The 26,603-nt window shown below is 30.9% G+C and carries 19 protein-coding genes; 8 read left to right on the forward strand and 11 right to left on the reverse strand.

Annotated features, from left to right (window positions below; translation table 11 throughout):
• Positions 1-77: 77 nt before the first annotated feature.
• On the reverse strand, positions 78-1,280 hold the full coding sequence (locus H526_RS0102490; RefSeq protein WP_027391529.1) for a sensor histidine kinase: 1,203 nt from the start codon (positions 1,278-1,280) through the stop codon (positions 78-80).
• A 194-nt stretch (positions 1,281-1,474) separates the two neighbouring features.
• On the opposite strand from H526_RS0102490, the gene H526_RS0102495 reads away from it, so the two are divergent.
• On the forward strand, positions 1,475-2,635 hold the full coding sequence (locus H526_RS0102495) for an iron-containing alcohol dehydrogenase (protein WP_027391530.1): 1,161 nt from the start codon (positions 1,475-1,477) through the stop codon (positions 2,633-2,635).
• Positions 2,636-2,711: 76 nt separating this feature from the next.
• Here H526_RS0102495 and H526_RS0102500 read toward each other — a convergent pair whose 3' ends face one another.
• Genes H526_RS0102500 through H526_RS0102515 form a run of 4 tightly spaced genes read right to left on the reverse strand, consistent with a single transcriptional unit; the run spans position 2,712 to position 5,055 of the window.
• Positions 2,712-3,044 carry a hypothetical protein gene (locus H526_RS0102500; protein WP_027391531.1) on the reverse strand — a complete coding sequence of 111 codons (333 nt, stop codon included), beginning with the start codon at positions 3,042-3,044 and terminating at the stop codon, positions 2,712-2,714.
• Complete coding sequence (locus H526_RS0102505) at positions 3,041-3,613, reverse strand: RNA polymerase sigma factor (RefSeq protein ID WP_027391532.1); 573 nt, start codon at positions 3,611-3,613, stop codon at positions 3,041-3,043. The genes H526_RS0102500 and H526_RS0102505 overlap by 4 nt, the downstream gene beginning before the upstream one ends.
• Positions 3,603-3,932 carry a DUF6249 domain-containing protein gene (locus tag H526_RS0102510; RefSeq protein ID WP_027391533.1) on the reverse strand — a complete coding sequence of 110 codons (330 nt, stop codon included), beginning with the start codon at positions 3,930-3,932 and terminating at the stop codon, positions 3,603-3,605. Before H526_RS0102510 ends, H526_RS0102505 begins: the two co-directional genes overlap by 11 nt.
• Positions 3,933-3,942: 10 nt before the next feature.
• The gene (locus H526_RS0102515) at positions 3,943-5,055 is read right to left on the reverse strand and encodes a serine hydrolase domain-containing protein (RefSeq protein ID WP_051335934.1); all 1,113 of its coding nucleotides are present in this window, start codon (positions 5,053-5,055) and stop codon (positions 3,943-3,945) included.
• 314 nt (positions 5,056-5,369) lie between these two features.
• Here H526_RS0102515 and H526_RS0102520 point away from each other — a divergent pair, with 314 nt between their 5' ends.
• Positions 5,370-8,378, forward strand: a complete 3,009-nt coding sequence (locus H526_RS0102520; RefSeq protein ID WP_081415531.1) for a GEVED domain-containing protein — start codon at positions 5,370-5,372, stop codon at positions 8,376-8,378.
• Positions 8,379-8,460: 82 nt separating this feature from the next.
• Here the strand turns inward: H526_RS0102520 and H526_RS28115 are convergent, their stop codons facing one another.
• Entirely contained in the window at positions 8,461-9,369 is a 909-nt protein-coding gene (locus tag H526_RS28115; RefSeq protein WP_162144473.1) for a phospholipase A, read from the reverse strand.
• An 85-nt stretch (positions 9,370-9,454) separates the two neighbouring features.
• Positions 9,455-11,641 (reverse strand): S9 family peptidase, encoded by a 2,187-nt coding sequence (locus tag H526_RS0102530; RefSeq protein ID WP_027391536.1) that lies wholly within the window; start codon positions 11,639-11,641, stop codon positions 9,455-9,457.
• Between the two features lie 378 nt (positions 11,642-12,019).
• Between H526_RS0102530 and H526_RS0102535 the strand changes: the two genes are divergently transcribed.
• Positions 12,020-15,022, forward strand: coding sequence for a carbohydrate-binding protein (locus H526_RS0102535; protein WP_027391537.1), 3,003 nt, complete (start codon positions 12,020-12,022; stop codon positions 15,020-15,022).
• A 111-nt stretch (positions 15,023-15,133) separates the two neighbouring features.
• Here H526_RS0102535 and H526_RS0102540 read toward each other — a convergent pair whose 3' ends face one another.
• On the reverse strand, positions 15,134-18,406 hold the full coding sequence (locus H526_RS0102540; RefSeq protein WP_035084165.1) for an ABC transporter permease/M1 family aminopeptidase: 3,273 nt from the start codon (positions 18,404-18,406) through the stop codon (positions 15,134-15,136).
• A gap of 10 nt (positions 18,407-18,416) precedes the next feature.
• Positions 18,417-19,283, reverse strand: coding sequence for an ABC transporter ATP-binding protein (locus H526_RS0102545; RefSeq protein ID WP_027391539.1), 867 nt, complete (start codon positions 19,281-19,283; stop codon positions 18,417-18,419).
• Positions 19,284-19,498: 215 nt separating this feature from the next.
• Between H526_RS0102545 and H526_RS0102550 the strand changes: the two genes are divergently transcribed.
• A complete protein-coding gene (locus H526_RS0102550) occupies positions 19,499-20,269 on the forward strand; it encodes a sensor histidine kinase (protein ID WP_035084167.1) in 771 nt (256 codons plus the stop codon).
• Positions 20,266-20,964: a LytR/AlgR family response regulator transcription factor gene (locus H526_RS0102555; RefSeq protein WP_027391541.1), complete on the forward strand. Its 699-nt coding sequence runs from the start codon at positions 20,266-20,268 to the stop codon at positions 20,962-20,964. The genes H526_RS0102550 and H526_RS0102555 overlap by 4 nt, the downstream gene beginning before the upstream one ends.
• Before the next feature lie 28 nt (positions 20,965-20,992).
• On the opposite strand, the gene H526_RS0102560 is transcribed toward H526_RS0102555, so the two are convergent.
• Both H526_RS0102560 and H526_RS0102565 read right to left on the reverse strand, forming a co-directional pair.
• Entirely contained in the window at positions 20,993-21,700 is a 708-nt protein-coding gene (locus H526_RS0102560; protein ID WP_027391542.1) for a LytR/AlgR family response regulator transcription factor, read from the reverse strand.
• Entirely contained in the window at positions 21,701-22,675 is a 975-nt protein-coding gene (locus H526_RS0102565; protein WP_027391543.1) for a sensor histidine kinase, read from the reverse strand.
• A 320-nt stretch (positions 22,676-22,995) separates the two neighbouring features.
• Between H526_RS0102565 and H526_RS0102570 the strand changes: the two genes are divergently transcribed.
• From H526_RS0102570 to H526_RS28120, 3 genes are all read left to right on the forward strand, one after another.
• Complete coding sequence (locus tag H526_RS0102570) at positions 22,996-23,859, forward strand: ABC transporter ATP-binding protein (protein WP_027391544.1); 864 nt, start codon at positions 22,996-22,998, stop codon at positions 23,857-23,859.
• 136 nt (positions 23,860-23,995) lie between these two features.
• On the forward strand, positions 23,996-25,543 hold the full coding sequence (locus H526_RS0102575) for an ABC transporter permease (protein WP_027391545.1): 1,548 nt from the start codon (positions 23,996-23,998) through the stop codon (positions 25,541-25,543).
• A gap of 119 nt (positions 25,544-25,662) precedes the next feature.
• Positions 25,663-26,589 carry a LamG-like jellyroll fold domain-containing protein gene (locus H526_RS28120; protein ID WP_051335936.1) on the forward strand — a complete coding sequence of 309 codons (927 nt, stop codon included), beginning with the start codon at positions 25,663-25,665 and terminating at the stop codon, positions 26,587-26,589.
• The last annotated feature ends 14 nt before the right edge of the window (positions 26,590-26,603 follow it).

Genomic DNA, 26,603 nt, shown 5'->3' on the forward strand with positions numbered 1-26,603 from the left:
CAATTTTTTATAGAATCAACTTTCATTTTTTAAAGATTCATAATCTTTTTTTATTGAATAATACAATTGGGAATTTTCTAAGTTTTTGATATAGAAAAAGTAAATGTACTACCAGTTCCCTTAGAAGAAATAACCGAAATATCACCACCTAAATTCCTAACTATTTTCTTTACAGTAGCCAAGCCAATACCAGTACCAACATTGCCATCTCTATCTTCTACTCCTACTACCGTAAAAAGATCAAATATTTTATCTAAAAAATCTTTTGGGATTCCATCACCATTATCCTTTACAGAGAAAATGTATAAATTTTCTTCTTCCTTAAGTGTTATATCTATTACGATCTCAGATTTTGAATTATACTTAATTGCATTTGTAAGTAAATTAATCAGTACCTGCATCAAAGCTGTTTTATTAGCAAAAATTTGATTTACATCAGAATAAAGATTAAAATCAACTTTATGTTCAGAATCGGTTATTTTCTTTAATTCTTCTAATAAAAGATCAATGTCAATCTCTTCTTCATTATTTTTTACAATATCATCACTTTTATAAAACTTAAGAATACCATCTATATAATCTCTAAGCGAATAGGAAGAAGTCCTTAGATATTCCAAATATTGTAGTGATTCAGCATTAAGGTTATCTTTATTATCATCTTCTAAAAGTTCCGTAAGAGAAATGATATTAGCCAAGGGAGACTTCAGGTCATGGGAAACTACACTTGCGAACTTTTTAAGATCTTCATTTCTTTTCTCCAATTTATCACGGAGTTGGGTTAGTTTTAGATTCTGATATCGTTGTTCAAATAAACTGACTACTTGCTTAGACATTGCAAGCAATGCATTTTTTTGTTCAAGTGTTAATTCTCGTGGCTTAACATCATAAACACACAAAGTGCCTAATTTAAAACCTTCTGAATCAATTAACGGTGCACCAGCATAAAAAACAGCCTGATGCTCAGTTACAAGAGGATTTCCATCAAAACGTTCGTCTTCTCTAGAATCTTTAATTATTGTAATAGGATCATCCGAATTGATAGCATGTCCACAAAATGAAATTTCTCGAGGTGATTCACTAAAAGGAATTCCATGATGAGACTTTAAAAAATTACGTTCTTTATCTAAAAGTGTTATTAACGAAATGGGTACATCGCAGATATACGACATTATTGAAGTAATATTGTCATAGCTCTCTTCTGGTAAAGTATCTAATAAATCATACTTTTCTACAGCAGCTTGTCGAAATTTTTCATTTTTAGGTAATATAGGTGCTATCATTGGGGTAAATCTAAAAAATAATCTGATTCTAATTATTTGTAAAACCAAATAAACTATCTGGTTTAATAGTACAAAAGTCGTAATATTTTTGTTTTTCTTACCATAGATCAACTATTAACCGCATATTTATTTTGAAATTTGTAAAAATAATTTCGAAAAACAAAGTTTAATTAACATATATAACTATAAAAATCATGAGGAATTTTGAATTATACGTACCTACTAAAGTGATTTTTGGTAAAGGAGAGATTAACAAGTTAAGTAATGAAATACCAAAAGACAAGAAGATTTTATTATTATACGGTGGAGGAAGTATTAAAAAAAACGGTGTCTATGATCAGGTAACTGCTGCTCTTAAAGAACATACAGTAATAGAGTTTTCTGGGATTGAAGCTAATCCAGAATATACAACCTTATTAAAAGCTCTAGAAGTAATTAAAACTAAAGACATCGGGTATATGCTTGCAGTTGGTGGTGGCTCAGTCATAGATGGAACTAAATTTTTATCTTCTGCAGCTCTTTATGAAGGTGATAATCCCTGGGATATATTAGCCAAAAGAATAAGAACTCTAAAAGGATTGCCATTTGGAACTGTATTAACACTACCTGCAACCGGAAGTGAAATGAATAGCGGTGCCGTTGTTAGTAGATCAGAAACTAATGAAAAAATGGTTATGGGAGGACCTGGATTATTTCCTGAATTTTCTATTTGTGACCCAACGGTAGTCCACAGTATACCTAAAAGACAATTGGCTAATGGTATAGCTGACGCATATACACATGTTTTAGAACAATATATGACGTATCCAGCAGACGCACCTCTACAAGATCGTTTCTCGGAAGGAATTTTACAAACATTAATTGAAATAGCACCTTCCGTAATAAAAGATCCTAGTGACTACACCGCTGCATCTAATTTTATGTGGTGTTGTACAATGGCATTGAACGGTTATATTCAAAAAGGGGTTCCTACCGATTGGAGTGTTCATATGATAGCACACGAGCTTACAGCTTTTTACGGTATTGATCACGCAAGAACATTAGCTGTCATATTACCTAGTGCATACACCAAAAAATTCGAGCATAAAAAAGAAAAGTTAGCTCAATATGCTGAACGTATTTTTAACGTTACAGAAGGTAGTACGGAAGAAAGAGCTAGAGAAGCTATAAAAAGAACTGAAGGCTTTTATCAATCATTAGGAATAGATACCAGATTAAGAGATTATACTGATGATTACGAAGGTTTTTCTAAAAAAGTGGCAAAAAACCTTACAGATCATGGTATGACTGCTTTGGGAGAACATCAAGATATTACGCCAGAAGTTGCAGCCGAAATAGTGGAAATGGCATATTAAATACATGTACATAGATAAACACAGTTAATTATTTTAAAAGATGTTAACTGTGTTTATTTAAAGTGTTACTTTAAGATTAATTTTGTTTTTCATTGAAATAATTTAATCTTATAATACTGTTCATAAAGCACAATATTGTTATAATAATCATTAAAAAAAACGGAGTCTTCGGAATATTATTGAAAAATGAACCAAACATACTGAAATTATGTTCTGGAAAATTGTGAAGAGATCCTATTGCAATAAATAGTAAAATTGAACAAGCAACAATAACAATTTTAAAAGACCAAAAAGAGGACTTTTTAGTATTTTGCTGAACATCAACTTTCTTCATTAATTTATTGATAAAATCATCCGAAGTTTCTACTGTACTTTTTTCTAATATTTTTTTTACATTTTCTTCTTTCATAATAAGTTATTTAAATCATCTCCTAATAACCTTTTTAGCTGGAAATGCATATTTTCTCTCCCTCTATATAAATCTACCTTAATTTTAGAGGTTTTAAATCCTGTAACCTTTTCAATTTCCTTTATTTTATATTCACATAAATAAAAGAGACGGAGTACTAATGCCTCATCCGGGCGCAATTGCTGTAATGCTAAATTTATAAATCTTTTTTGATCAGCTTCATCCATTGCATTTTTTTCTACCAATGAAATTATAAAACCACTCTCTAATTCATCAATATTTATACTATTCTTTCTCTTCTTTAATTCATTATAACTGGTATTAATCACTATACGATATAGCCAAGTAGAAAACGACGATTTGAACCGAAATGTGTGCAACTTATTATATACTTTTAAAAACACTTCTTGTAAAACATCTTCTGCAATAACTTGATTTTTAAGTATTGAAATAGCAAGTGATAGTGATACATCTTTATAGACATACACGAGTTGTCTAAAAGCTGATGCATCACCATCATTTATTCTACGAATTAGATCGTATTCTTGCTTGTATTGACTATTTCTCAAGTCTTTTTCTTATAAAATGAGCAACAATCAATCCAGTAGCTCCAAAAATTAAAATGGTACCCCAAATCAATAAATCCGCGGCATCTTCAGATAAATTAAATGTTGTAAATAACGAGGATACAAATAATCCAATACCTAAACCAAAAATGATACAGCCAATATCTAAATATTTCAATTTATTATTCTTTTGATCTATATATATTCCTTTTTCTATTAATGTCTTCTTTATTAAATACGTATATCTAGCAATTATGAATACAATCAATACAATAGCTATTATCATTGTTATGAATACAAATACTTCGTTTAAATCTTTCATTTATCTTATATTAAAAATGTTCTCCTAAAAATTTCTCTATTGTTTCCAGTAAAGGAAATAAATTATCTGAATTTGCAAAAATCACAAAACCATATTTTTGGTCAGGAACAAACATCGCATATGCCTGAAAATCATGATTGTTACCTGTATGCAAATGCATCAGTCCATTGGGAGTAGGTTTTTGAGCAAAACCAAGACCCCAACCAGTTTGACCGGTTTCTTTTAACAACTTATTATCAGGTTTAAAATGATTATGTTCCCGTAGCATTTGATCACGTGTAGTCACCTTAATATTTTTCGGGTTCATCATTTCGATTAAAAACAATGCATAATCTTCTGCATCTGAGTGCAAACTAAAACCAGGACCAACTTTTTTGTATTTATTAATTTCTGGATTTGTTTTCCCTCTTATATGGCCATTTGCAACATCTTCATTATAGATGTTGTTCCAAGTATATATACTTCTATCCATACCGATGGGATGCGCAGCTTCTTTTAAAAATAAAGAATCCAATTTGCTCCCCCATCCTATCCCTAACTTAGTACCAAAAGCTGCGCCCAAATGTTGATAAGCTTCTCCAGAATATGAAAAATCTGTACCCAGTTTGAATTTAATTTCAATTGGCTTTCCTTTTACCCAATTAGGAATACCAGAACCGTGGGATAAAATAATTCTTGGAGTTAAAATCTTATAATCCTCAAATGAGTCTTTATGAATAACTCCTTCAGGAAATATAGGTTCTAGATACGAATATATTGGTTCATCCAAATCCAACACTCCTTTTTCTACCATTTTCATTAAAAAATATGCGAAAAGAGGTTTTGAAAGAGATGCTCCTTCAAAAATGGTTCTTTTTGTAACCGGTTTCTTAGTTTTAAGATTTGCAAAACCAAATGTATTATGATAAACAATAGTGTTATCATTTATTATGGCTATAGAAAGACCAGGTAAATCAATAGAATCCATAGCTTTTTTAATATGCTCATTTAATATAGCAATATTAATCACTCTCCCATCCGGTACTCGTATTGTTTTGCTCCTTTTTTGCCCAAAAGACATTGGTAAGGATATTAAATAAAAAATCAATATCCATAGTTTTACTGTTCGTTTTGATAAAATCATTTTGATTAATTTAAAATGTGATTATTTTTTTGATTGTGAATTCACATATATTGGACAAAATGATTTTAAAAAAGGTTACAAATTTATTTTTAAACTAAAAATAACATAGAAAAAGGCAATAGAATTAATTACATTATTTGACCATTATTTTTATAGAATATTTGTATAAATTCTCATCCAACTAACTTAATAAATGGTTATTACTTAGCCTTAATATGGTCTTCCCTTTCATTTAAAAAAAACACGAAATAATTTTAAATTACTGTTGAAATTTAAGTTAAATTTAAGTCAATTAACCATTTAAATTAACACAAATGAATTTAAAACTCAAGTTATTAACAGCCTTTCTTGTGGTCTCTTTTATGACTCAAGCTCAACAAACCGGAACGAAAGCATTTTACCATGGAAAAGTATCCTCGGTAGAATACGTATCGTCAATCGCATCAAGGCCTAACGATCTTATTGCACCTGATAATTCTGTCAGGGAAGCTAAGGATAAAAGATCATTAGGAAATCAAATTACCTCGGGTAAAGACCCACAAACTGAAAATGATTATTTCTTCAGAAACAAAAACAAAATGGAGCAAAGTGTTCAACGAGCTCCTGCTAGTCTTGTTTTTGATACGTATTCATCGAATTCTCAACCAACTGACCCTTCTATTGCTGTAGGTCCAAACCATGTTTTTGTCGTTTACAACACTGGTTTTATGATTTATGATAAATCTGGTAATCAGTTAGTAGGACAAACATCTCCTAATCCTGCAATTTTTCCGTCAGGTGGTTGTTGTGACCTTACTGCTTCTTACGACAATGCAGCTGACAGATGGGTTCTTTCGTTTTTGGGATCAGGTGCTCAAGTAGCAGTTTCTGATGGTCCAAATCCTGTAACATCTGGATGGTTTGTATATAACATATCAGGAATACAAGACTATCAAAAGTTATCTGTTTGGAGTGATGGGTATTATATCACTGAAAATACAGGTGGAACTAATAAATTATGGGCACTAGAAAGAGATGCTATGTTAGCAGGAGATCCTAATGCGCAAATTCTAGGTTTTAATCTTCCTGGCATAGTGACTAGTGGTTTTTTTAGTCCACAAGCTTTGAATGTTACCAATGGCAATTTACCGGCGCCCGGAGGTGCCACAATTCTATATTTACAGGATAATGCTTGGAATGGCGTATCGGTAGATCATATAAAGGTATGGACTGCTGATGTAGATTGGAATAATCCTAATAATTCTACAGTTTCTAACCCACAAGAAATTGTTACAACTCCTTTTATTAGTGTTTTTGATGGAGGAAGCTTTGTTAATTTGTCGCAACCAGGAGGAGGTACTTCTATCGATGCTTTACAGGCAACAATAATGAATCAAGCACAATTTAGAAAATTTGCAACACATAACTCTGCAGTATTCAATTTTGTGGTAGATGCAGATGCTAGTTCTGGAGAATTAGCAGCAATTCGTTGGTATGAATTTAGACAAAGTGGTGATAATCAACCTTGGTCATTATATCAAGAAGGTACTTATACAGCGCCAGATGGAAGACATGCTTGGCATGCTAGTTTAGCAATGGATGGTCAAGGAAATATTGGTATGGGATATACTTCTATGTCTGGTCCTACTACTCCATCGACGGTAAGAGTTAGTTCTTATTTCACAGGTAGATTAAGTTCAGATCCTTTAGGAACTATGACTACAGCAGAAGAACTTATTGCTAATGGATCAGGTAATATTCCTGGAACACGTTATGGTGATTATAGTAAAATTGATGTAGATCCATCAGACGATTCTTCATTTTGGTTTATTAATGAATATGTAAATGGTAGTAGAACTGGTGTAGTAGGAAAATTTCAGATTGAAGCTGGAGTTCCGGATACGCAAGCTCCTACCGACCCTACAAATGTAGTTGCTAGCAATATTACAGCTGGTAGTGCTATTCTTAACTGGACTGCTTCTACTGATAATGTAGGTGTAGCTAGATATACTATTTCGATTGATGGGACTGTAGTAGGAACTTCTACAACTACAGACTTTAATGTTACAGGTCTTTCTCCTCTAACTTCATACGCCGTTTCTGTATCTGCAGAAGATGCTGCTGGTAATGTTTCTGGAAATGGAACTACTACGTTTACCACTATCGATGGTAGTACAACTGTTTATTGTGATTCTGCTAGTACTAACGTAAATGATGAATTTATCAGTAATGTGCAATTGAATACAATTAATAATACTTCTGGAGCTCAGTTTTATTCAGATTTTAGTGGTATTTCTACTGATTTAAATGAAGGTCAAACCTATACGGTTTCTGTAACTCCTACTTGGACTGGAACTGTATATGCAGAGGGATATTCAGTTTGGATAGATTATAATAACAACGGAGATTTTGATGATACAGGAGAACTTGTTTGGTCTAAATCTCCATCTACAGACAGTAGTAATAGTGGGGCTTTTACTGTACCTAGTGGAACTTCTGAAACTTCTGTAAGAATGAGGGTTTCTATGAAATACAATGCGATTCCAACTTCTTGTGAGACTTTTACTTATGGAGAAGTAGAAGATTATACAATTAACCTTAGCGCCGATGGAAGCGGTGGTGGTAATATACCACCAACTGGCTATTGTGATTCTAATGGACAAATAACTAGTGATGAATACATTTCTAACGTACAAATAGGAAGTATCAATAATACAACTACAGCTGAGGCCGGTGGATATGGAGATTATACAGCTATAACAACAAATTTAAGTAATACCAACACTATTACTATTACACCAACTTGGACCGGAACAATTTACAACGAGGGATATGCTGTTTGGATAGATTATAACCGAGATGGTGATTTTGATGATTCGAATGAATTAGTTTGGTCAAAAAGCCCTTCTACAGATGCTGTTAATACTGGTAGTTTTACTGTACCATCTGGAGCATCTGCTGGAGCTACCCGTATGCGAGTATCAATGAAATATAATGGGATACCTTCAACATGTGAATCATTTAGATATGGAGAGGTTGAAGATTATGTAGTAGTTATAGGAGCTTCTAGCCGTGATGAATTAGTTTCTTTTACAAGAATAGCAGATAAGAGTATCCAGCTTTATCCTATTCCTGCTACTTCGACATTGAACATTGAGATTAATGAAGGAAAGTATGATGAGATCATTATGATTTCTTCTAATGGTTCTATTGTAAAGAAAATAAATCCAGAAAAATCTTCTTTCGGAATTGATATTTCTCAATTCGCTGATGGACTATATTTTGTGAGATTTACTAATTCTAATGGATTAGCTATTACAAAAAGATTCCTTGTTAAAAAGTAATAAATAATATTTATTAGCCAATAAGTATTAGAAAAGGCCGTCGTCACTATGATCGATGGCCTTTTTGTTATTTAAATAAAATTTATCTCCATTGAAGAAGAGATAAACCTATTCCAAAAGTTGTTTGATTATGATTATAATCTATTAAGCTTTCACCATATCCATGAAAAAATTGCGCATGAACTTGTAGTTGATCTAGAACTTTAATAGCGTAATCAAACCGGATACTCCCTCTGTTTTTATTCCCACCGCGTAAAGAATGTTTTGCTAAAAAACTAATATCGTGTCTACCTCTTGAGAAAACTGTTAGAAATTCAGTTCTACCAACATAATCCTCTATTCCAGGGTTATTATCTTCTATCCTATCTTCTGGTAATCTCCACCAAGGCCTTAGAACGAAACTCCATGAAGGTGTTTCCCAACCGAACTGCAATACAATTCTATTCCAGCTTCTAGATAAAGGATTCGATCTTCCATTACTTTGATGATTAATTCCTATTCCAGCAAATACACCATTCAAACCAAGAATTTTATACGCTGTAGGAAATACTAACATTACTTCAGGCTCATAATTTGTTTCTCTAAACGGTCTAGAAATATTTGCGCTATATAATTGCCATCTAGAAGATTGTGTATATCCCACCCAAACATCACCTCCTATTCTTTTACCAAAAAGATTTCTTACAGCTCTGGTTTTAAAACTTAATTGAAACTTTAACTCTGTATCCGAAAAATCAGATGACTCTTCTGCTAAATTAAGTGGGTTATCACTGGTCGGAAAATTATTAATATCAGTTGTATAATTAGCTACTAAAAAATAAACCGGTTTATAAGGTTCAATTTTAAAACGTTTAATGCTGTCTCCTTTAATTTGCCATCTTTTAGATAAGCTTCCTTCAGAATCTTTCTTAACTACTTGACCATAATTAAAAGAAAACATAAGAACCGATATTATTGTAGTAGTTATTACTTTACTAAAGTCCTTATCCATTAATTCTACCACTTTTTTCAAATTTATAAAAAAGCCAGTAAGCATTGAGATCTTACTGGCTTTAAATCAATCTTTTTATAAAAATCTATTTCTCTATTCCTTCTAGATCAAGCATAAAAGCATACTCTAACGCCACACTTTTATATCTTTCGAAACGCCCAGAAGCACCTCCGTGTCCAGTTTCCATATCACAATCCATAATCAAAAGATTATCATCTGTTTTAAGTTCTCTAAGCTTAGCTATCCATTTCGCTGGTTCCCAATACTGTACTTGACTATCCCAGTATCCAGTTGTTATTAATATATTAGGATAATCTTTTGCTTCTACATTATCATAAGGCGAATATGATTTCATATAATCATAATATTCTTTGTTCTTAGGATTTCCCCATTCATCAAATTCAAATGTTGTTAAAGGGATTGTTTCATCCATCATAGTAGATACTACATCTACAAATGGTACCGCTGCAACGACACCATTCCAAAGCTCAGGTTTCATATTTAAAACAGTACCCATAAGTAGACCTCCTGCACTACCTCCTAAGGCATACATATGATCAGAACTGGTATACCCTTCTTTTACTAAATAATCTCCAACATCTATAAAATCAGTAAATGTATTTTTCTTTTTAAGAAGTTTTCCATCTTCATACCAATATCTGCCCATTTCCTGACCTCCTCTAATATGAGCCATGGCAAAAACAAAACCTCGGTCTAACAAACTTAATCTAGTAGAACTAAATCTTGGTTCTGTACTACTTCCATAAGAACCATAAGAATATAATAAAAGTGGTGTACTAGCATTTTTTTGTATTCCTTTTTTATAAACAAGAGATATAGGAACTTTTACACCATCGCTAGCTGTTGCATATAAACGTTCTGATACATAATTGTCCTTAGAAAAATTAGAATCTAATACTTCTTGTTCTTTTAAAACAGTTTGCTCCTTGGTATCCATATTATAATCAATAACGCTATTAGGAGTTGTTAACGATGTATAACTATAACGTACAATATTTGTGTCAAAATCCATATTAACACTAGTTCTGGAAAAATATGCTGGATCATTAAAAGAAATATAATGATCATCATTACCATCCCATTTTCTTACTCTGATAGTACTAAGACCATTTTTTCGTTCACTCAGCACTAGATGATTTTTAAAAGCAGTAAAACCCTGTAACAAAACATCATCTCTATGTGGTATCACATCCACCCAATTCTCTTTTGTTGTAGCATTTACTGGTGTTTTTACTAATTTAAAATTTTTCGCATTCAGGTTAGTATTTATATAAAAATGATCTCCAAAATGAGCCACATCGTACTCGAGGTCTCTTTCTCTTGGTTGGATTACCTTCCAAGTACCATTAGGGGTATCTGCATCTAAATATCTGTATTCTGTAGACAACGTTTGATAGCTCCCACTAATAATATATTTATCCGATCTAGATTTATAAACAAATGTACTGAAGGTGTCATCTTCTTCATTAAATATTAATACATCTTGAGACTGATCGGTACCCAACACATGTTTGTAAATTTTGTTTGCTCTTAGAGTGACTGAATCTTTAGAAGTATAAAAGACTGTTTTATTATCATTAGCCCAAGCTACACTTCCCGTGGTATTTACTAATTTATCAGAAAGCGTTTCGTTAGTCACTAAGTCTTTAAAATAAATCGTATATCTCCTTCTAGAAACGGTGTCAACACCATAAGAAAGCATTTTATTATTAGAACTAATAGACATTCCTCCTAATGCAAAATATGCCAATCCTTCTGCCATTTTCGGAGCATTCAACATAATCTCCTCTGTAGCATTATCCTCCAATTTTTTACGACAGTACAATGCATAATCCATTCCTTTTTCGAATCTAGTGTAATAGGAATATCCATTATCATTATAAGGTACAGAAGAATCATCTTTTTTAATACGTCCAACGATTTCATCGAATAATGTTTTCTGTAGACTATCCGTATGCTTCATAGCAGCATCCTTATAATCATTTTCTGCATTTAAATAATCCAAAACATCTTGTGTTTGGGCATCTGGAGTGTCTGCATTCTTCTGATCATCACTTAAACGCATCCAGAAATAATTATCTACGCGGGTATCACCATGCGCTATTAATTCTTCAGCTACTTTTTTAGCCACAGGAGCATCTAATGATTGATGTGGTTTTTGTTTTTCTACCGTTTTTTCTTCTTCCGTTTTTTTACAGCCTACAAAAAGCACTGAAACGATAAGAAATAGATTGATGATGTTTGTTTTCATTATAAAAGTTTGATTAAAATGTAAAATGAGTGTTTTTAATTATATAAAAAAAATTTAGTATTTGGATTTAAAAATACTAGTATTCTACTACAATTGGTAATTAATTCAATTTTAAATTAAATAAGCCCTATTTCTATTCCACTATTTTTCCATAAATAATAAACGAATTCTATATAATTCTCTACGTATTCTAAAGGCTAAATGATCCTTTAAGATCATATGCTAATTTTATGTTTAAATTGGTCAACCAATTATTATTTAAAACACACTTATTCTTTTTCATAAAACCAATCAATACCATATTACTTCCATTAAAATTATAATACCTGTAGATTATGAAAAAGAAACTGACTAATAATGAAACAATAACTATATACCATGAAAATTTCAAACTGTAGCTTCTTAATAACCCTTGGGATATTCCTACTACTCACAAATACTTCTAAGGCTCAAATTCTTTTGTCTCATGATTTTGACAACGGCAATCTTGGTCCATTTAATGTCTGTACAACTCAAAACCCTAATTACTCCAAAGTTGTTAATGGACGTCTAAAAACTTGGTGGACATCAGAAGGATATAATGGAACAAGAATGGACAAAGGAGCCGAAGCATGTGGAGACCAATGGACAACATACAAAGAAGGATGGTATGGCATGAATTTAGAGTTAGGTTCTGACTATCCTAAAAACAAAAAAGCAGGTATTGCTCAGATTTTTGGATTTATTCCTGGTTTTTGGTCTTGGGAGTCAATGTTACAAGTTGAAAATGGGGACTTAACAATTATTCATAGATCTAATGGTGGCAGTAGTAGTAATGTTGAAGAAGTAGTATATTCTAATTTTCCTTATGAAACAGAGGTTCCGATTGTGATTCATTTTATTTTATCTAATCAAAACAAAGGTGAATTTGAGATTTGGGTCAATGGAGTTAGTGAATACCGAAAAACGAATATAAATTTTGGATTCGGAAATTTTGATAGTAACGATGTGAAGATAGGAAATGTAGATCAAGATTTTGGGTCCGAAGAAGCTGGTTCATTAACAGTTTTAAAAATGGGACAGTATAATTTTCAAGATTCGGAATATGAGACCAATGAAACAAGAACCGTTTATTATGATAATGTTTCTTGGTATAATGGTCCTAACGGATATGATATTGTTAATCCTAGCGAAGATACAGTGGAGCTTTGTGAAAGTCATGATGCATTTTCGCAGATAGAAGCAGAAGATTTTTGTGAACAATCTGGTATACAAACTGGAACTACTAATTCTTTTGTAGGATGGGTAAATAATGGTGACTGGGTACAATATAAAAATATTGATTTTGGTTCTGGTGCAAATTCAATAGAAATGTCTGTATCAAGTGGGACTTCTGGAGGGACAATTGAAATAAGACAAGGAAGTATTTCCGGAACTTTATTGGGAACAGTAGAAGTTACTAATACTGGATCTTTTACATCATGGGAAACCCTAACAGCAAATATATCAGAAATAAGTGAAAAGCAAGATATTTATTTGGTCTTTAAGGGAGGAAGTGGATATTTATTAGATGTTGATTGGTTTCAGTTTTCGGAAGATACGACAACTAACCTTTGTAATTCACCGTTAACAGATGTAACACCTCCTTCTAACCTTGCTTCTGGTATTAGTTATGTATATTATGAAGGTAATTGGAATTCGCTTCCTAATTTTAATTCACTATCACCAATATCTACTGGAATAGCATCTGCAATTGATCTTAGTAATACGCAAAGTCAAGATAATTTCGGATTAACATTTGATGGCTATATAAATGTACCAAGTAATGGTAGTTATACATTTTACACAACATCCGACGATGGTTCTACTCTTTGGATTGATGGAATTAAAGTAGTAGATAATGATGGATTACACGGTGCACGTGAAGAATCCGGAACAGTTTGTTTAGAAGCTGGATATCATGAGATAGAAGTTCAATTTTTTGAAAGAACTGGTGGAAATGTATTGTCTGTGGCATATGAAGGTCCAGGTATTTCTAAGCAAAATGTACCTACTTATTATGGAGCTACTAATAATACAATTATCATTCAAGAAGATGAAACTGGATTCTGCTCTGCTGAAGGAACTATTGATAACAATCATACAGGACATACAGGAACAGGTTTTATCAATACTGCAAATGCAAATGGCAATGGGATAGATTGGAAATTAAATGGATCAGCCGGATCTTATACCATTACTTGGAGATATGCTAGCACAAGTAACCGATCTGCAAATTTAATAGTAGATGGATCTACAGTAGCTAGTAATATTTCTTTTAACACTACGGGAAGCTGGACTACTTGGGAAACAGAATCAATAACAGTGAATCTTTCTGATGGAATAAAGGATGTACGTTTGGAAGCAACTAATAACTCAGGACTTGGTAATATTGATTATGTACAAGTTACAGGACCAAATGTCTCAGTATTGTCTTGCACAACCATTGGGGAAGATTGTTCAGATTTCTTTGGAGGACTTTCAATTACACAAACTAATCCTGGTTGTAGCAACAATAATGGTCAAATTATTGTCAATTTCGAAGATTCAGATGTGTATACACAAATTCAATTAAGTATTGATGGAGGAAACTCCTACCCTATTACTGTTAATGACAATACTGGCTCTTATAGTTTTACAGGTTTGAGTAATGCAGAATATCAAGTAGCTGCTAGATATGCAGGTGGAGATTGCGAATACAATGTGGCGCATCTAATTCTAATTCAGGATTGTGGAGATATTCCTTTAAATCCTGGAGGAGTTTCTTGGCACGACAGTTATGAAGCTAACGGGTTTTGTTGGTGTAGCACTAATTTTGATCACAATTTAGGAAGTAAAAAAGTAATTGTTAATGGAACACAGTACAGTGTAGTTGATATTTGTGATGAATTAGAAAAGCACCCATTATTTAGGTCTAGAAATAATGGAGACAATATCTATAACGATGTTCAATGTGGAAACGGACCTATCAATGATTCGAATGACGAACCATTATGTCCCGGTAGAGTTGATATGGGTGTTGAAGGATGTTTAGTAAGAGGTGTACATTGGGATATGGAATGGCTAGCAAGTAGAGATCGTTTTAAAACAGATAATAAATTTCCTGAAAATGTAGCAAAAGAATCGCCTACAGTATACCCTAACCCTTTAAAAGAAAATAGTTTACTAAACATAACTGTTTCTGGTTTAGGTTTAGCTCGAGTAGAAGTTTATAATTTAGCTGGTTTACGAATACATTCAGAAAATATTAATGGAAAATCAGCAGCTTTAGATTTACAACATTTGAATACTGGCGTTTATATCATAAAAATACTTGATAATAAACAATCATACTTCGATAAAATAAGTGTTTTTAAAACTTAAGATGAATTAAATAAAGATTATATTCTTATATAAAAATCTCTTAAATAAGTAAGCCTTTCATTTTTGAAAGGCTTACTTATTTAATCATTAAACATTACCTTAACAAACAAGTTATTCTACTTTTTCAAATAAATCAGTAATAATATACTGCAAATCTTCTGGTGTAACCTGTCTAAAATATGAGAGTAAATCTTTTGTTGTTGCATATCTACCAGACGCGGTTTTAAGCATCCCATTCTGACTGTGCCAATCTTTTATAAAATCCTCTAATGCTTTGTTAACAGCATTTTCACCTATTTCTTGTTGCAATGTATACATAGCTACGGCTCCTTTGTTATAATAGACATAATCTTGATTCTCTACTAATGCCAGTGAAGGTTCTCGCGCATTGGATTTTTTTCGTTTTTTGTTATATATCTCTTTTTGAAATTCTAAAAACTGTTGCACCTTTTCTTCTGAATAATTATTTTTTAAAACCATCAGAGCTGCATATTGAGACAACGTTTCTAAAATCATATGACGCCCTTGTACGTTTGCAGCTTCTACTTGCATACCAAACCATTGATGCGCAACCTCATGCGCTGTAACATAAAACGCCATATCCACATCTTGCTCATCATCAATATCTAATACAAATCCTATAGCTTCAGAAAAAGGAATAGTATTAGGAAAAGACTGAGCAAATACTTCGTATCTAGGAAATTCCATAATACGTAATTGTTCATATTGATAAGGACTGAAATTAGTACTATAATAGTTTAAAGAAGCTTTCATCGAAGCCATCATTCTATCTAAATTATATATATGATTATTGTGATAATATATTTCTAAGGATACAGGTTTAGTAAAATCAGTGATAGACGACTCCCAAACATCTTTTCTTGTTTCATATTCTGCAGAAACAATCGAATAGAAGTTTATCATCGGAGAATTCGTTTTATAATGAAAATAATTTCGGTTATTCTCTTCCCATTGTTTCATTAAAGTACCAGAAGTAATTGCAGTTTGCTTATTATTTGTACCAATAATAGCTTCAAAATTAATTCCATCAGAATCGCCTCCAGAAACTCCATTAACCAATTCACGTTCATCCTCTCTCCTAGCCTTATTTTGTCTAGTACCAAGTTTATATTCCTCCCGCTTATCCTCATCACGAACTTCATATTTTTTATTATAACCTATTGTTGGGAACTCCTGATTATTCAAAAAAGTACCATTATTTACTATTTGTGTACTGGAATTATCATCTTCGAATCCTATGGGGTTATAAGATTGTATAAATTTCATTTTAATAGAATCTCCCGGCAGTAATGTTTCGGATAAAGAATAAATCGAATAATCAAATTGACTATATTTAGTGTCTATAGATACATTATTTCCGACGAAAATAACAGAATCCAATTGTACGTGTGATGCTATTTTTTTTTGAATATGAATATCACGTATTGGTTGATCCAATGTATTCTTTAAAATAAAATATCCATGAACTTCATAAGACCTATTTTCAGGAAACAATTCAATATTTAAATTCACTTTGGTAATCTTAGGTTGCGGTATATACTCATATTGTTTTAGCGCCTTTTCATAATTAGCACGAAATGTTATTTCTTCTGAATTTGTCCAATAATCATTTAGTATATTAATATTATAAAATATATAAACTCCTATACCTATGAATACAAGACTGGCAGAAATAACAAACCACTTTATTGGTTTAGAAAAACGATATCTAATAGTTTTAAAGCGTTTAACTAGTCCTGTTTCTGTTCCTCTGACAGAGAAAACAGCACTAATGACTAATAACAAACTACCAAACACCAACCAATAGCTTTTAATCCAGAGATATGGTTTTAGAAAATGGCCATAACCATTCATACTCGAATATGTCCCTAAAGTTTTACCTCCAAATTTGTACAAGCTATGTTGAAATCCAAAATATTCTGAACTTATATTGATAATGAAAAACAATAATGTGAGTAAGATTCCAACAAATTTATTATTACTTATAACTTGAAACAAAAGTGCAATGACGGTATAAAGAACTAAGAATGGTAATATTTCTAAAAAGAATCCAAAGAAATAAACCTTCAATTCAAAATTATAATACCCGTTAACAATCTGAAACAGTATTCCTGTTATAATTAAGCTTAACATCAATATGATATAAATACTAACAAGAGCAACAAATTTACTAATCAATGGAATGGTATCAGAAATGGGGGTAGCATCAAATATTAAGTTTAGTTTAGCATTTCTTTCTTTCCAAATAAGCTCTCCAGAATAAAAAAGAAGAAGAATTACAAAAAAATAGAGAGACATTTCCTGCAATTCTTCTACAATAAAATATGCTGCAGGGTAGCTATCCACTCCATAAACAGTTCCTAAACTCACGGAATTGATCAAAATAATAATCATTCCACAGATAACGATTGCCCAAAACGAAGTCTCTTTTAATAAGGAAATAATATAAAATTTAGAAAGCACTATTAATTGAAGACAATATGTTTTGATTGTATATTGTACGCTTATATTAGGTGTAGAATACCCAAGTACTGATAATTCTTCTTCAATATTTGATTTTTTAACCTTATTTTTTTTAGAAGTTTTTGAACTAATAGTAAAGGAAAATTTACGATAACCTATCATTAGAATAATGACACCTAACACCATCCAAAATAACTTATTATGAAGCATCACACCATTAAATAATATTTCTAACGAATTACGTTCTGTAACAGACCAATTCTTAGAAACTTGAGTAAGTGTTGTTAATGAAAAAGGATCCAAAATAGCCTGTATATATTCGTTTTTTACAGCTTTAGTAAGTAAAAAAAATACGAATAAGAAAATCCCTTGTGTATAAACCACGAGTAATTTTTTACTTAACATCCCAGTAACAAAAAACAAGGAAGCTCCAAAAAATAATATAGGAAGTACTATAATTACAAACGATTGTAAATAATTTATTGGCATAAATGGTAATAAATCTTGATGCCAAGGCATGAGTTCACCGACAATCATACCAAACAATACTGCACTAAAAATGAATAATAATACTGTAAATGATCCTAAAAATCGTCCAATGATATAATCACTTTTTTTAATAGGATTAATGAATAATAATGACTCTACATTATATTGAAAATCACGAAGTACAGGAACTCCCATAATCATTGATGCCATAATCATAAAAATGCCTGTAATGGCTCCCATAGTTTTGCCAATTACCAATGGTGCATTTTTTTTCACCAATCCCATCTCCACTCCTTGAAAAACAAAATCTACACCAACGAGAGAAAACAAAAAAAGAAACACAAAAAACACATATGTTTCTGGACGTTTTGCTCTATATTTAAGTTCAAATTTGAATATTTCGTACCACATAATTTTTGAATTAATTATTAATTTGTGAAAAATAAACGTCCTCTAAACTGGCATTTATAGGAGCAAAACCATTTTTGGGATCTTCATCACTCAGCACATGAATAACAGGCTTGCCCAAAAACAGTTTTTTATTGATAACCTTATATTTCTTTTTATGGATATCTAATTCATTTTTAGCTATTGTTTTTTGATATACTTTACCTTCAATTTTTTGAATAAGCTCTAAGGGTTTTCCTTGTAGTACTACTTGACCTTGATTAATGATTGCCATATTAGTACATAACTCCTTTATATCATCCACTATATGCGTTGATAAAATGACAATTGTATTTTCGCCTATTTCACTTAATAGATTATAAAATCTGTTACGCTCCGCAGGATCTAATCCTGCAGTTGGTTCATCTACTATAAGTAGCTTTGGGTTATTCAATAAAGCCTGAGCAATACCAAAACGTTGTTTCATTCCACCAGAATATCCTCCTAAGTTTTGATTTCTTACATCATACAGGTTTGTTTTATGCAATAAACTATTTACAACTTCTTTTCGTTCTTTTTTATTAGTTATACCTTTTAAAACTGCTAAATGATTGAGCAATATGTTTGCAGATATTTTAGGATAAACACCAAATTGTTGTGGTAAATAACCAAGAGTTTTTCTAAGTTCTTTTTTCTCTTTCAAAACATTGATGTTTTCGAATTGAATTGAACCTATATCAGCTTCTTGCAGTGTCGAGATAGTCCTCATTAAAGTGGATTTCCCTGCACCATTGGGCCCTAATAACCCAAACATCCCTTTAGGAATATGCAGTGTAACATTCTGTAATGCTTTTACACCATTTGCATAGGTTTTTGATAAGTTATCTATGATTAGTTCCATACTGTTCGTTTTTTAAATGATTCTATATTTCCAACAAACCTATGATCAAGTAACAAAAGAGGTAAATAATAGTTACTAACGAATTCAAAATAGGGATACAAACACGAACTAGAAATAGCAAATAAATTCATCCCTAGTTTGATCAGGTTTATATCGAGTTAAATAGTGTTCATCAACTTCTTTGGTGGAGATACATTATTTAATTAATATTGAATATGAGACCTAGAATTCTAAAAATCATTTTCTGGCTATTTGCTATATGTACTCCTTTTGTTTTAATCGTTTTAGTGGCCACGGAAGAAGAATTAATTGCCACTCTTTTATCATTCTTTTACTTCAGTATTCTATTTGTTGTAGGGATTCGTTGGGTGTCCAGACAATTAAAGACAATTATTAAACTAAAAAACGAAAAGTCTAAAACTGAATTATTACATCTAAAAAGTCAAGTGAATCCTCATTTCTTTTTTAATACCCTTAATAACCTATATGGTTTAGTAGAAGAAGATTCCAAAAAAGCTCAAGAATTAATACTAAAACTATCTGATATGATGCGGTATAGTATTTATGAAGGACAACGAGATTTTGTTACGGTTAAAGAAGAAATAGAATATCTTAAAAATTATATTGAGCTTCATAAAATGCGTTATCATAAAAAGACAGAAGTCAATTTTAACCTACATATTCAAAATGAAGAATCTAAGGTTATGCCATTACTGTTTATCATACTCTTAGAAAATGCATTTAAACATGGAGTAGAGAATTTAAGGGATGGAGCTTATATTCATATAAATATGACATCTGGCATCGATGAAATACATTTTGCAATAGAAAATAACTTTGATGCATCCGAGGTTACCAAAGAACCTGGCATTGGTCTCAACAACTTGAAAAGAAGACTAGAATTAGTGTATCCAAAAAAACATTCTTTATCTTTTGCAATAACAGAAGATGTGTATAAAGTACAACTAACTCTTAAGCAATTATGATTAAGTATTTAATTATAGACGATGAACATGTAGCACACGGTATTATAAAGCGTTACTGTGATTTATTACCAAACATGAAATTGCTTCAACATTGTTATGATGCTTTAGAAGCTTTTGAATATATGAACACTAATGAGGTAGATTTGATTTTCCTAGATCTTAATATGCCAAAATTAAAAGGATTCGATTTTTTGAAAACACTTTCTAATCCTCCTAAAGTTATTGTTACCACAGCTTATAGCGAATTTGCTTTAGAAGGATATGAATTGAATATTCTGGATTACTTGTTAAAACCTTTTAGTTTCGAACGTTTTCTAAAAGCAGTAAATAAGGCTACAGCATCAGAATCAAAATCTATTTCCCCTAATCATCTCCGTACAGAAGCTCCTGAAAAAAGTATTTTTCTAAAAAGTAATAAAAAGTACATACAAGTTTTAATTGAGGATATTAAATACTTGGAATCTGCTGGGAATTATGCTAAGGTTGTTACAACTCAAGAAACCATAACTGTAAGAGAAAAAATAACTGATCTATTAGCTACAATAGCCAGTGATGATTTTTTACAAGTTCATAAATCATTTGCAGTAGCCAAAAAACATATAAAAAGTATCGAAGGAAATAGAATTTTAATTGCGGATCAAGTAATACCTATTGGCACTATGTATAAAATGAACATCACCCAATTATTTAAATAAAACTTAGGTATATATCTAATTGATATCGCTAAATACCATCTATTCTATTTAGAATTAACTTTCTATAAGATTTACTTATAGGTAATTTACTATCATTTTGTAATACTATTTGATTTCCATCAATTAACTTAAGTTTATTAAAATTGACAACATATGACTTATGAATTCTAACGAAGTTATCAGATAATTTTTCTAAAAAATCGGATAATGTTACAGGTGTTAGAATCATTTGATTTGTATATATTTTGATATAGTTACCATAAGCTTCTATATAGTTAATAGTTTCTAAGTCTAATTTAATAATCTTCTTATCACTCTTAACATATACAGATTTTGTACTTTTTTCTTTTTCTACAACAACAGTATCCTGAATAGGACTTGTTTGCTGTTGCACTTTTAAAACAGCTTGTAAAAATCGTTCCAAACTAAAAGGTTTTAGTAAATAATCTGTTACCGATAATTCAAAACCTTCTACTGCATATTCAGGATATGCTGTAGTAATAATCACATGAGGTTTGTGACGAATTGTTTTTAATAAACTAATACCAGATAATTTTGGCATATTGATATCTAGAAACAATAAGTCGACCGTATTATCCTGTAAAAACTCCATTACTTCAAACGCATTTTTACAGGTATTTACTACCTCTAAATATGGGATTTCTTTAATGTAACTCTCTATAATTTGTCGAGCTATTGGTTCATCATCTGCTATTAAACACTGTAGTACTTTCATTTAAAAATTAAGATTTAATGCCACTTGATAAAAATCTTTTTCTTGTTTTACTTGTAACTTGTATTTGTCTGTATACATCAAATCTAAACGTTTTTTCGCATTTTGTAAACCAATGCCACTTTTTCCTTTTTCAATATTTGTTGTACGAATGGAATCTATAGTATTCAAGCAATTAAAGTTAAGAGAATCCTTTTCTATCTCAATATTTACTGATACTTTGCTTTTTACTCCTTCTAAAACTCCCAAATGCTTAAAAGCATTTTCTACAAAAACAATAAATAGCATCGGGGCTATAATTTTATCAGAAGGATCATAACCTTTAATGTTTAATTGGATATCTGCTTTATCTTCTAATCTTATTTTCTCTAATGAAATATAGTTTTCAAGGTATTTGATTTCTTTCTCTAAAGGAACAAATGTTTCCTTCGTTTCATACAAGCTATATCTTAACAAATCAGAAAGTTTGAGCATCAAGTCTGGTAATTTTTCGGATTTAATCACAGATAAACCATATAGGTTATTCAAGGTATTAAACAAAAAATGAGGATTTAATTGTGCTTTCAAGAGCTTTAACTCAGCCTCTTTTTCTTCCTGACGTCTGTAAAAACTATCTCTAGCCAACTTCAAAGCGGTTCCAAATAGTATTACCAATAGAACAGCTCCAAATATATTTAATAACATTCTCCATTGAAAGCTTTCAAAAAAACTACTTAACAAAGCAACTCCCAAAAAAGTAAAAAATGTAATATTTAAAGAAAATAAAACAACTCCTAGTACCCTTTTATTTGTAAAAAACAGCGGTAATATTTTCAGATTACTGATATAAACAGGAGGTATTATAAAAGCAATAATAGCAGAAGATGCCAGCAATCTATTTTCGGCTTGGATAACCATCAAAAATATAATCATCAAAAACAACCAAACGAGTATGTTTTGTACAAGTTTATTATCAACCCAAGTATCTAATCTTGACATATTAATTTTTTAAATTTTACATTCAAAAATAAGTTTTGGTTTATGAAATACCTCTTTTTCATGATGTAAGTACTACTTTTTTATTCAAGTTGATCAATTTAAAGGTTAAACGGACATTTGTTACTATATCACGATACACCCACCACTCATCATTCTTTTTTCTTTCTATTGGTATAATATATCACTTTTGATCTCAATCAATTAAATATCACATATATGAAATCGCTAATAGAATTTATCATTGAATTAACCATCCTTATAATAGAAAGTATCGGAATGTATTAAAATCTAGTTATTAATAATTTAATAAATAACAAAACATGAAACTGGAAATCAAAAACGTATCAAAAAAATACAATAGAAATAAATATGGGTTGAAAGATTTTTCAATTACTATCGAAAAAGGAATATTAGGTTTACTAGGCCCTAATGGAGCAGGAAAATCAACACTTCTTAAAATGATAGCTACCATTAGTAAACCAACAGACGGCACAATAATTCTGAACAGAAATAACATTCTGAAAGATGCAAATTACATCAGAAAGCAATTAGGTTTTCTTCCACAAGATTTTGGAGTATACCAAAACCTTAATGCCTTTGAGTTTTTAGAATATATAGCAGCTTTAAAAGGTATTGGAGGCCCAAATCTTAAAACAAAAATACAACAGTTACTAGAAGGGCTTAATTTATTAGAGGCAGCTAAAAAACCAATAGGAAGCTATTCTGGAGGAATGAAACAACGCGTAGGAATAGCACAAACACTTTTAAATGATCCTAAAATTATAATATTTGATGAACCTACTGTGGGGTTAGATCCCGAAGAAAGGGTTCGTTTTAGGAATCTTATTTCGGATTTAGCGCAAGATTGTATCGTTATTTTATCATCACATATCGTATCCGATATTGATACCATAGCTGATCAAGTGGCTGTAATGAAAGACGGTACGCTATTATCGCAAGGAAACCAAGAACAACTCATAAAATTAGTTGATCAAAAAGTTTTTGAAATCATTATCAATAAAGAAGAGTTAAAAGATTTTAAAAATCATCAAATCATTGTTAGTACAGCAAGAAAAGAACAAGGATTAATGATTAGATATATCTCCGAAAATCCAATAATGGGATCTAAATCAAAAAAAGCCAATCTAGAAGATGCTTATTTATACTTAACTAAAACAAATTAATATCATGAAAAAATCACGAAATAAGAAAACTATCGCAGGTATATCAATTATAACTGCACTAATAATAATTGCAATTATAATATTCTTACAAAAGGCACATATTGGGGTTTATTATGCTTACTAAATATCATTCATTATGAAAACATTCTTATCAACTATAAAATTTGATTACCTACAAAGAACCAGAAGTTACAGCTTTCTTATCACCTTATGTATAAGTCTAGCGATAGCATATACATTTGTACCTGAACCTAATGCCAGTTATTCTACTATTAGAATTGCTGATCATGTTGGATATTATAATGCTGCTTGGTTCGGATATGTTACTGCTATAATGACTAGTATATTCTTATCATTAATTGGCTTCTATTTAGTTAACGGCAGTATTAATAAAGATTTAACCACTAAAATCGGGCATATAACTGCTTCCACCCGAATAACTAATTTTAAATACCTTTTATCCAAAGTACTCAGTAATTTTTTGGTATTAGTTACTATAGTGTTCATTGTTTTTTTAATGAGTATTATACTATTTTATTTATATAATGATGGTTATTCATTAGAAATATTAAACTTTTTAATTCCGTATCTATTAGTTCCAATTCCAGCAATGTTTTTTATAGCTGTTTTGGCAATAATTTTTGAAGTAGTATTTAGAAAATATTCAGTACTACAAAATATCGGGTTCTTCTTTTTATTTTCAGCATTAGTATTTTCAGCTAATAATGATAAATCACAATTTGCTCTAGACCCATTTGGTACTAAAATAGTAATGCATCACATGGAAGAAACGGTTAGAAGCATTATAAAAGTAGAAGAAAAAACAGATTTATCCATCGGATATGCTATTGGAAATATAAAAGAGACTAAAAAGTTTGAATTTAATGGAATATCATTTCCCACAGTATTTATTGTAAGTCGTTTCATATGGGTATTACTTGGTATGATGATGATAATGGTCGTTACACCATTATTCCACAGGTTTAGTATTAAAGAGAAACTAAGAAGTATTAGTTTAATTCCTAAAATTCTGAAGACACAAAATAATCAAGAGATCATAGTATCTGAATTAAAGAAATCCACCACTAATTATGGGATTATTTCTTTGGTCAAAACAGAACTAATGCTACTCTTTAGAAAAGGAAAAAGATGGTTATGGATTATTAACATAATTGGGGTTATATCCTTGGCAATTGTACCTATTAATATAGCATATCCATTGATTCTTCCGGTCCTATGGTTTTTACAAGTTCATAGACTATCAGAAATATCTTCCAAAGAAATATATAATAATGTACATCATATTACATTTACATCATATAAACCATTAAGTAGATTATTAAGTTCACAACTAATTGCCGGAACAATACTAATGTTATCACTAGCTTCACCATTAATTATAAGACTGTTTATAACATTTGATTTATTATCAAACGCTCATATAATAATTGGGTCAATTTTTATTGTTTTGTTGGCATCCACTTTAGGAATACTGACTAAAGGAAAGAAGTTATTCGAAATAGTATTCTTTATGATAACGTATGCAAACATGAACAAAATACCATTTATGGATTACTTCGGAGGACTAAACCATAATAACAATTATATAGTATCCTTAACAATAATAACTTTGTTTTTGAGTATGATCGCATTCTTAACAAGAAGATATCAATTAAAAAATTGAAAACTAATATTATAATATCATAAAGTTTATTTAAAACTCTTGTTTCAACTACCCACCCTAGTATTTGGTGGGTATATTTTTATATATTTATAACCATATAAACACACATCTATCATCTCATGAAATTTGCAAAACCCTCCCTTCAGTGTAGTCTTATTTTTACCTTAGCTTTGTCTTTTATGGTAATATCCTGTGGAAAAGACAATACCAAAAAAGATAATACTCCAAAAGATGTAGTTAAAAAGGATACTACTAAAACAGCATTAAAAAAAGCATTAACATTTTACACTTCTTTTGACAATGGAACTGATGCTGATTTTTCTTTAGGAGATCCTAAATTATATACTGTTCCATCAAGAAAAGCCAGAGATTCTGCCAAAATGGGTTTACACAAAGAAGGAGTTAGTTTATCAGAAAACCAAGGTTTAAAAGGTGGAGCTCTTCTTTATGAGAAGGATAGTAAAGGTTATATTTATTATACTAGTAAAGATAATATTACTTACAATCAAAAAGAATGGAATGGAGCTGTTTCTTTTTGGCTCAATCTTGATCCTGCTACAGATTTAGAGCCAGGATATTGTGATCCAATCCAAATTACGGATGTAAGTTATAATGATGCATCTATTTGGGTAGATTTTACCAAAGAAAACCCTAGAGATTTCAGACTGGGAGTTATTGGAGATAAAATTTCTTGGAAAAAAGATACTACCATATCTGACAATGATGACCCAGTTTTTAAAAATCAATTAATTCCAGTCTCTCAGCCTCCTTTTGCAAAAGGAACTTGGACGCATATTTTTATAAATTTTAAAAATTTAAATTCTGGAAAAGGTGAAACTTCTTTATACATCAACGGTGTATTAAAGGGACAACGAGATGATATTACAGATCCTTTTTCATGGGAATTAGAAAAATCTAATATTTATTTAGGATTAGGATATATAGGATTGATGGATGAACTGTCTATTTTTAACAGAAATCTTACTCAAAAAGAAATATCTACATTATTTGCTCTAGAAAATGGAGTTCACACACTTTTAAAATAAAAACTCGTACACCT

The organism is Aquimarina latercula DSM 2041, assembly GCF_000430645.1.
GTDB lineage: Bacteria > Bacteroidota > Bacteroidia > Flavobacteriales > Flavobacteriaceae > Aquimarina > Aquimarina latercula.

Coding starts and splice junctions, on each gene's coding strand:
- H526_RS0102565 (WP_027391543.1), bottom strand. CDS start 22,675: ATGTCAAGATTAGATACTTGGGTTGATAATAAACTTGTACAAAACATA.
- H526_RS28120 (WP_051335936.1), top strand. CDS start 25,663: ATGAAATTTGCAAAACCCTCCCTTCAGTGTAGTCTTATTTTTACCTTA.
- H526_RS0102550 (WP_035084167.1), top strand. CDS start 19,499: ATGAGACCTAGAATTCTAAAAATCATTTTCTGGCTATTTGCTATATGT.
- H526_RS0102560 (WP_027391542.1), bottom strand. CDS start 21,700: ATGAAAGTACTACAGTGTTTAATAGCAGATGATGAACCAATAGCTCGA.
- H526_RS28115 (WP_162144473.1), bottom strand. CDS start 9,369: ATGGATAAGGACTTTAGTAAAGTAATAACTACTACAATAATATCGGTT.
- H526_RS0102500 (WP_027391531.1), bottom strand. CDS start 3,044: ATGAAAGAAGAAAATGTAAAAAAAATATTAGAAAAAAGTACAGTAGAA.
- H526_RS0102515 (WP_051335934.1), bottom strand. CDS start 5,055: ATGATTTTATCAAAACGAACAGTAAAACTATGGATATTGATTTTTTAT.
- H526_RS0102570 (WP_027391544.1), top strand. CDS start 22,996: ATGAAACTGGAAATCAAAAACGTATCAAAAAAATACAATAGAAATAAA.
- H526_RS0102545 (WP_027391539.1), bottom strand. CDS start 19,283: ATGGAACTAATCATAGATAACTTATCAAAAACCTATGCAAATGGTGTA.
- H526_RS0102490 (WP_027391529.1), bottom strand. CDS start 1,280: ATGATAGCACCTATATTACCTAAAAATGAAAAATTTCGACAAGCTGCT.
- H526_RS0102530 (WP_027391536.1), bottom strand. CDS start 11,641: ATGAAAACAAACATCATCAATCTATTTCTTATCGTTTCAGTGCTTTTT.
- H526_RS0102510 (WP_027391533.1), bottom strand. CDS start 3,932: ATGAAAGATTTAAACGAAGTATTTGTATTCATAACAATGATAATAGCT.
- H526_RS0102540 (WP_035084165.1), bottom strand. CDS start 18,406: ATGTGGTACGAAATATTCAAATTTGAACTTAAATATAGAGCAAAACGT.
- H526_RS0102535 (WP_027391537.1), top strand. CDS start 12,020: ATGAAAATTTCAAACTGTAGCTTCTTAATAACCCTTGGGATATTCCTA.
- H526_RS0102495 (WP_027391530.1), top strand. CDS start 1,475: ATGAGGAATTTTGAATTATACGTACCTACTAAAGTGATTTTTGGTAAA.
- H526_RS0102555 (WP_027391541.1), top strand. CDS start 20,266: ATGATTAAGTATTTAATTATAGACGATGAACATGTAGCACACGGTATT.
- H526_RS0102575 (WP_027391545.1), top strand. CDS start 23,996: ATGAAAACATTCTTATCAACTATAAAATTTGATTACCTACAAAGAACC.
- H526_RS0102520 (WP_081415531.1), top strand. CDS start 5,370: ATGAATTTAAAACTCAAGTTATTAACAGCCTTTCTTGTGGTCTCTTTT.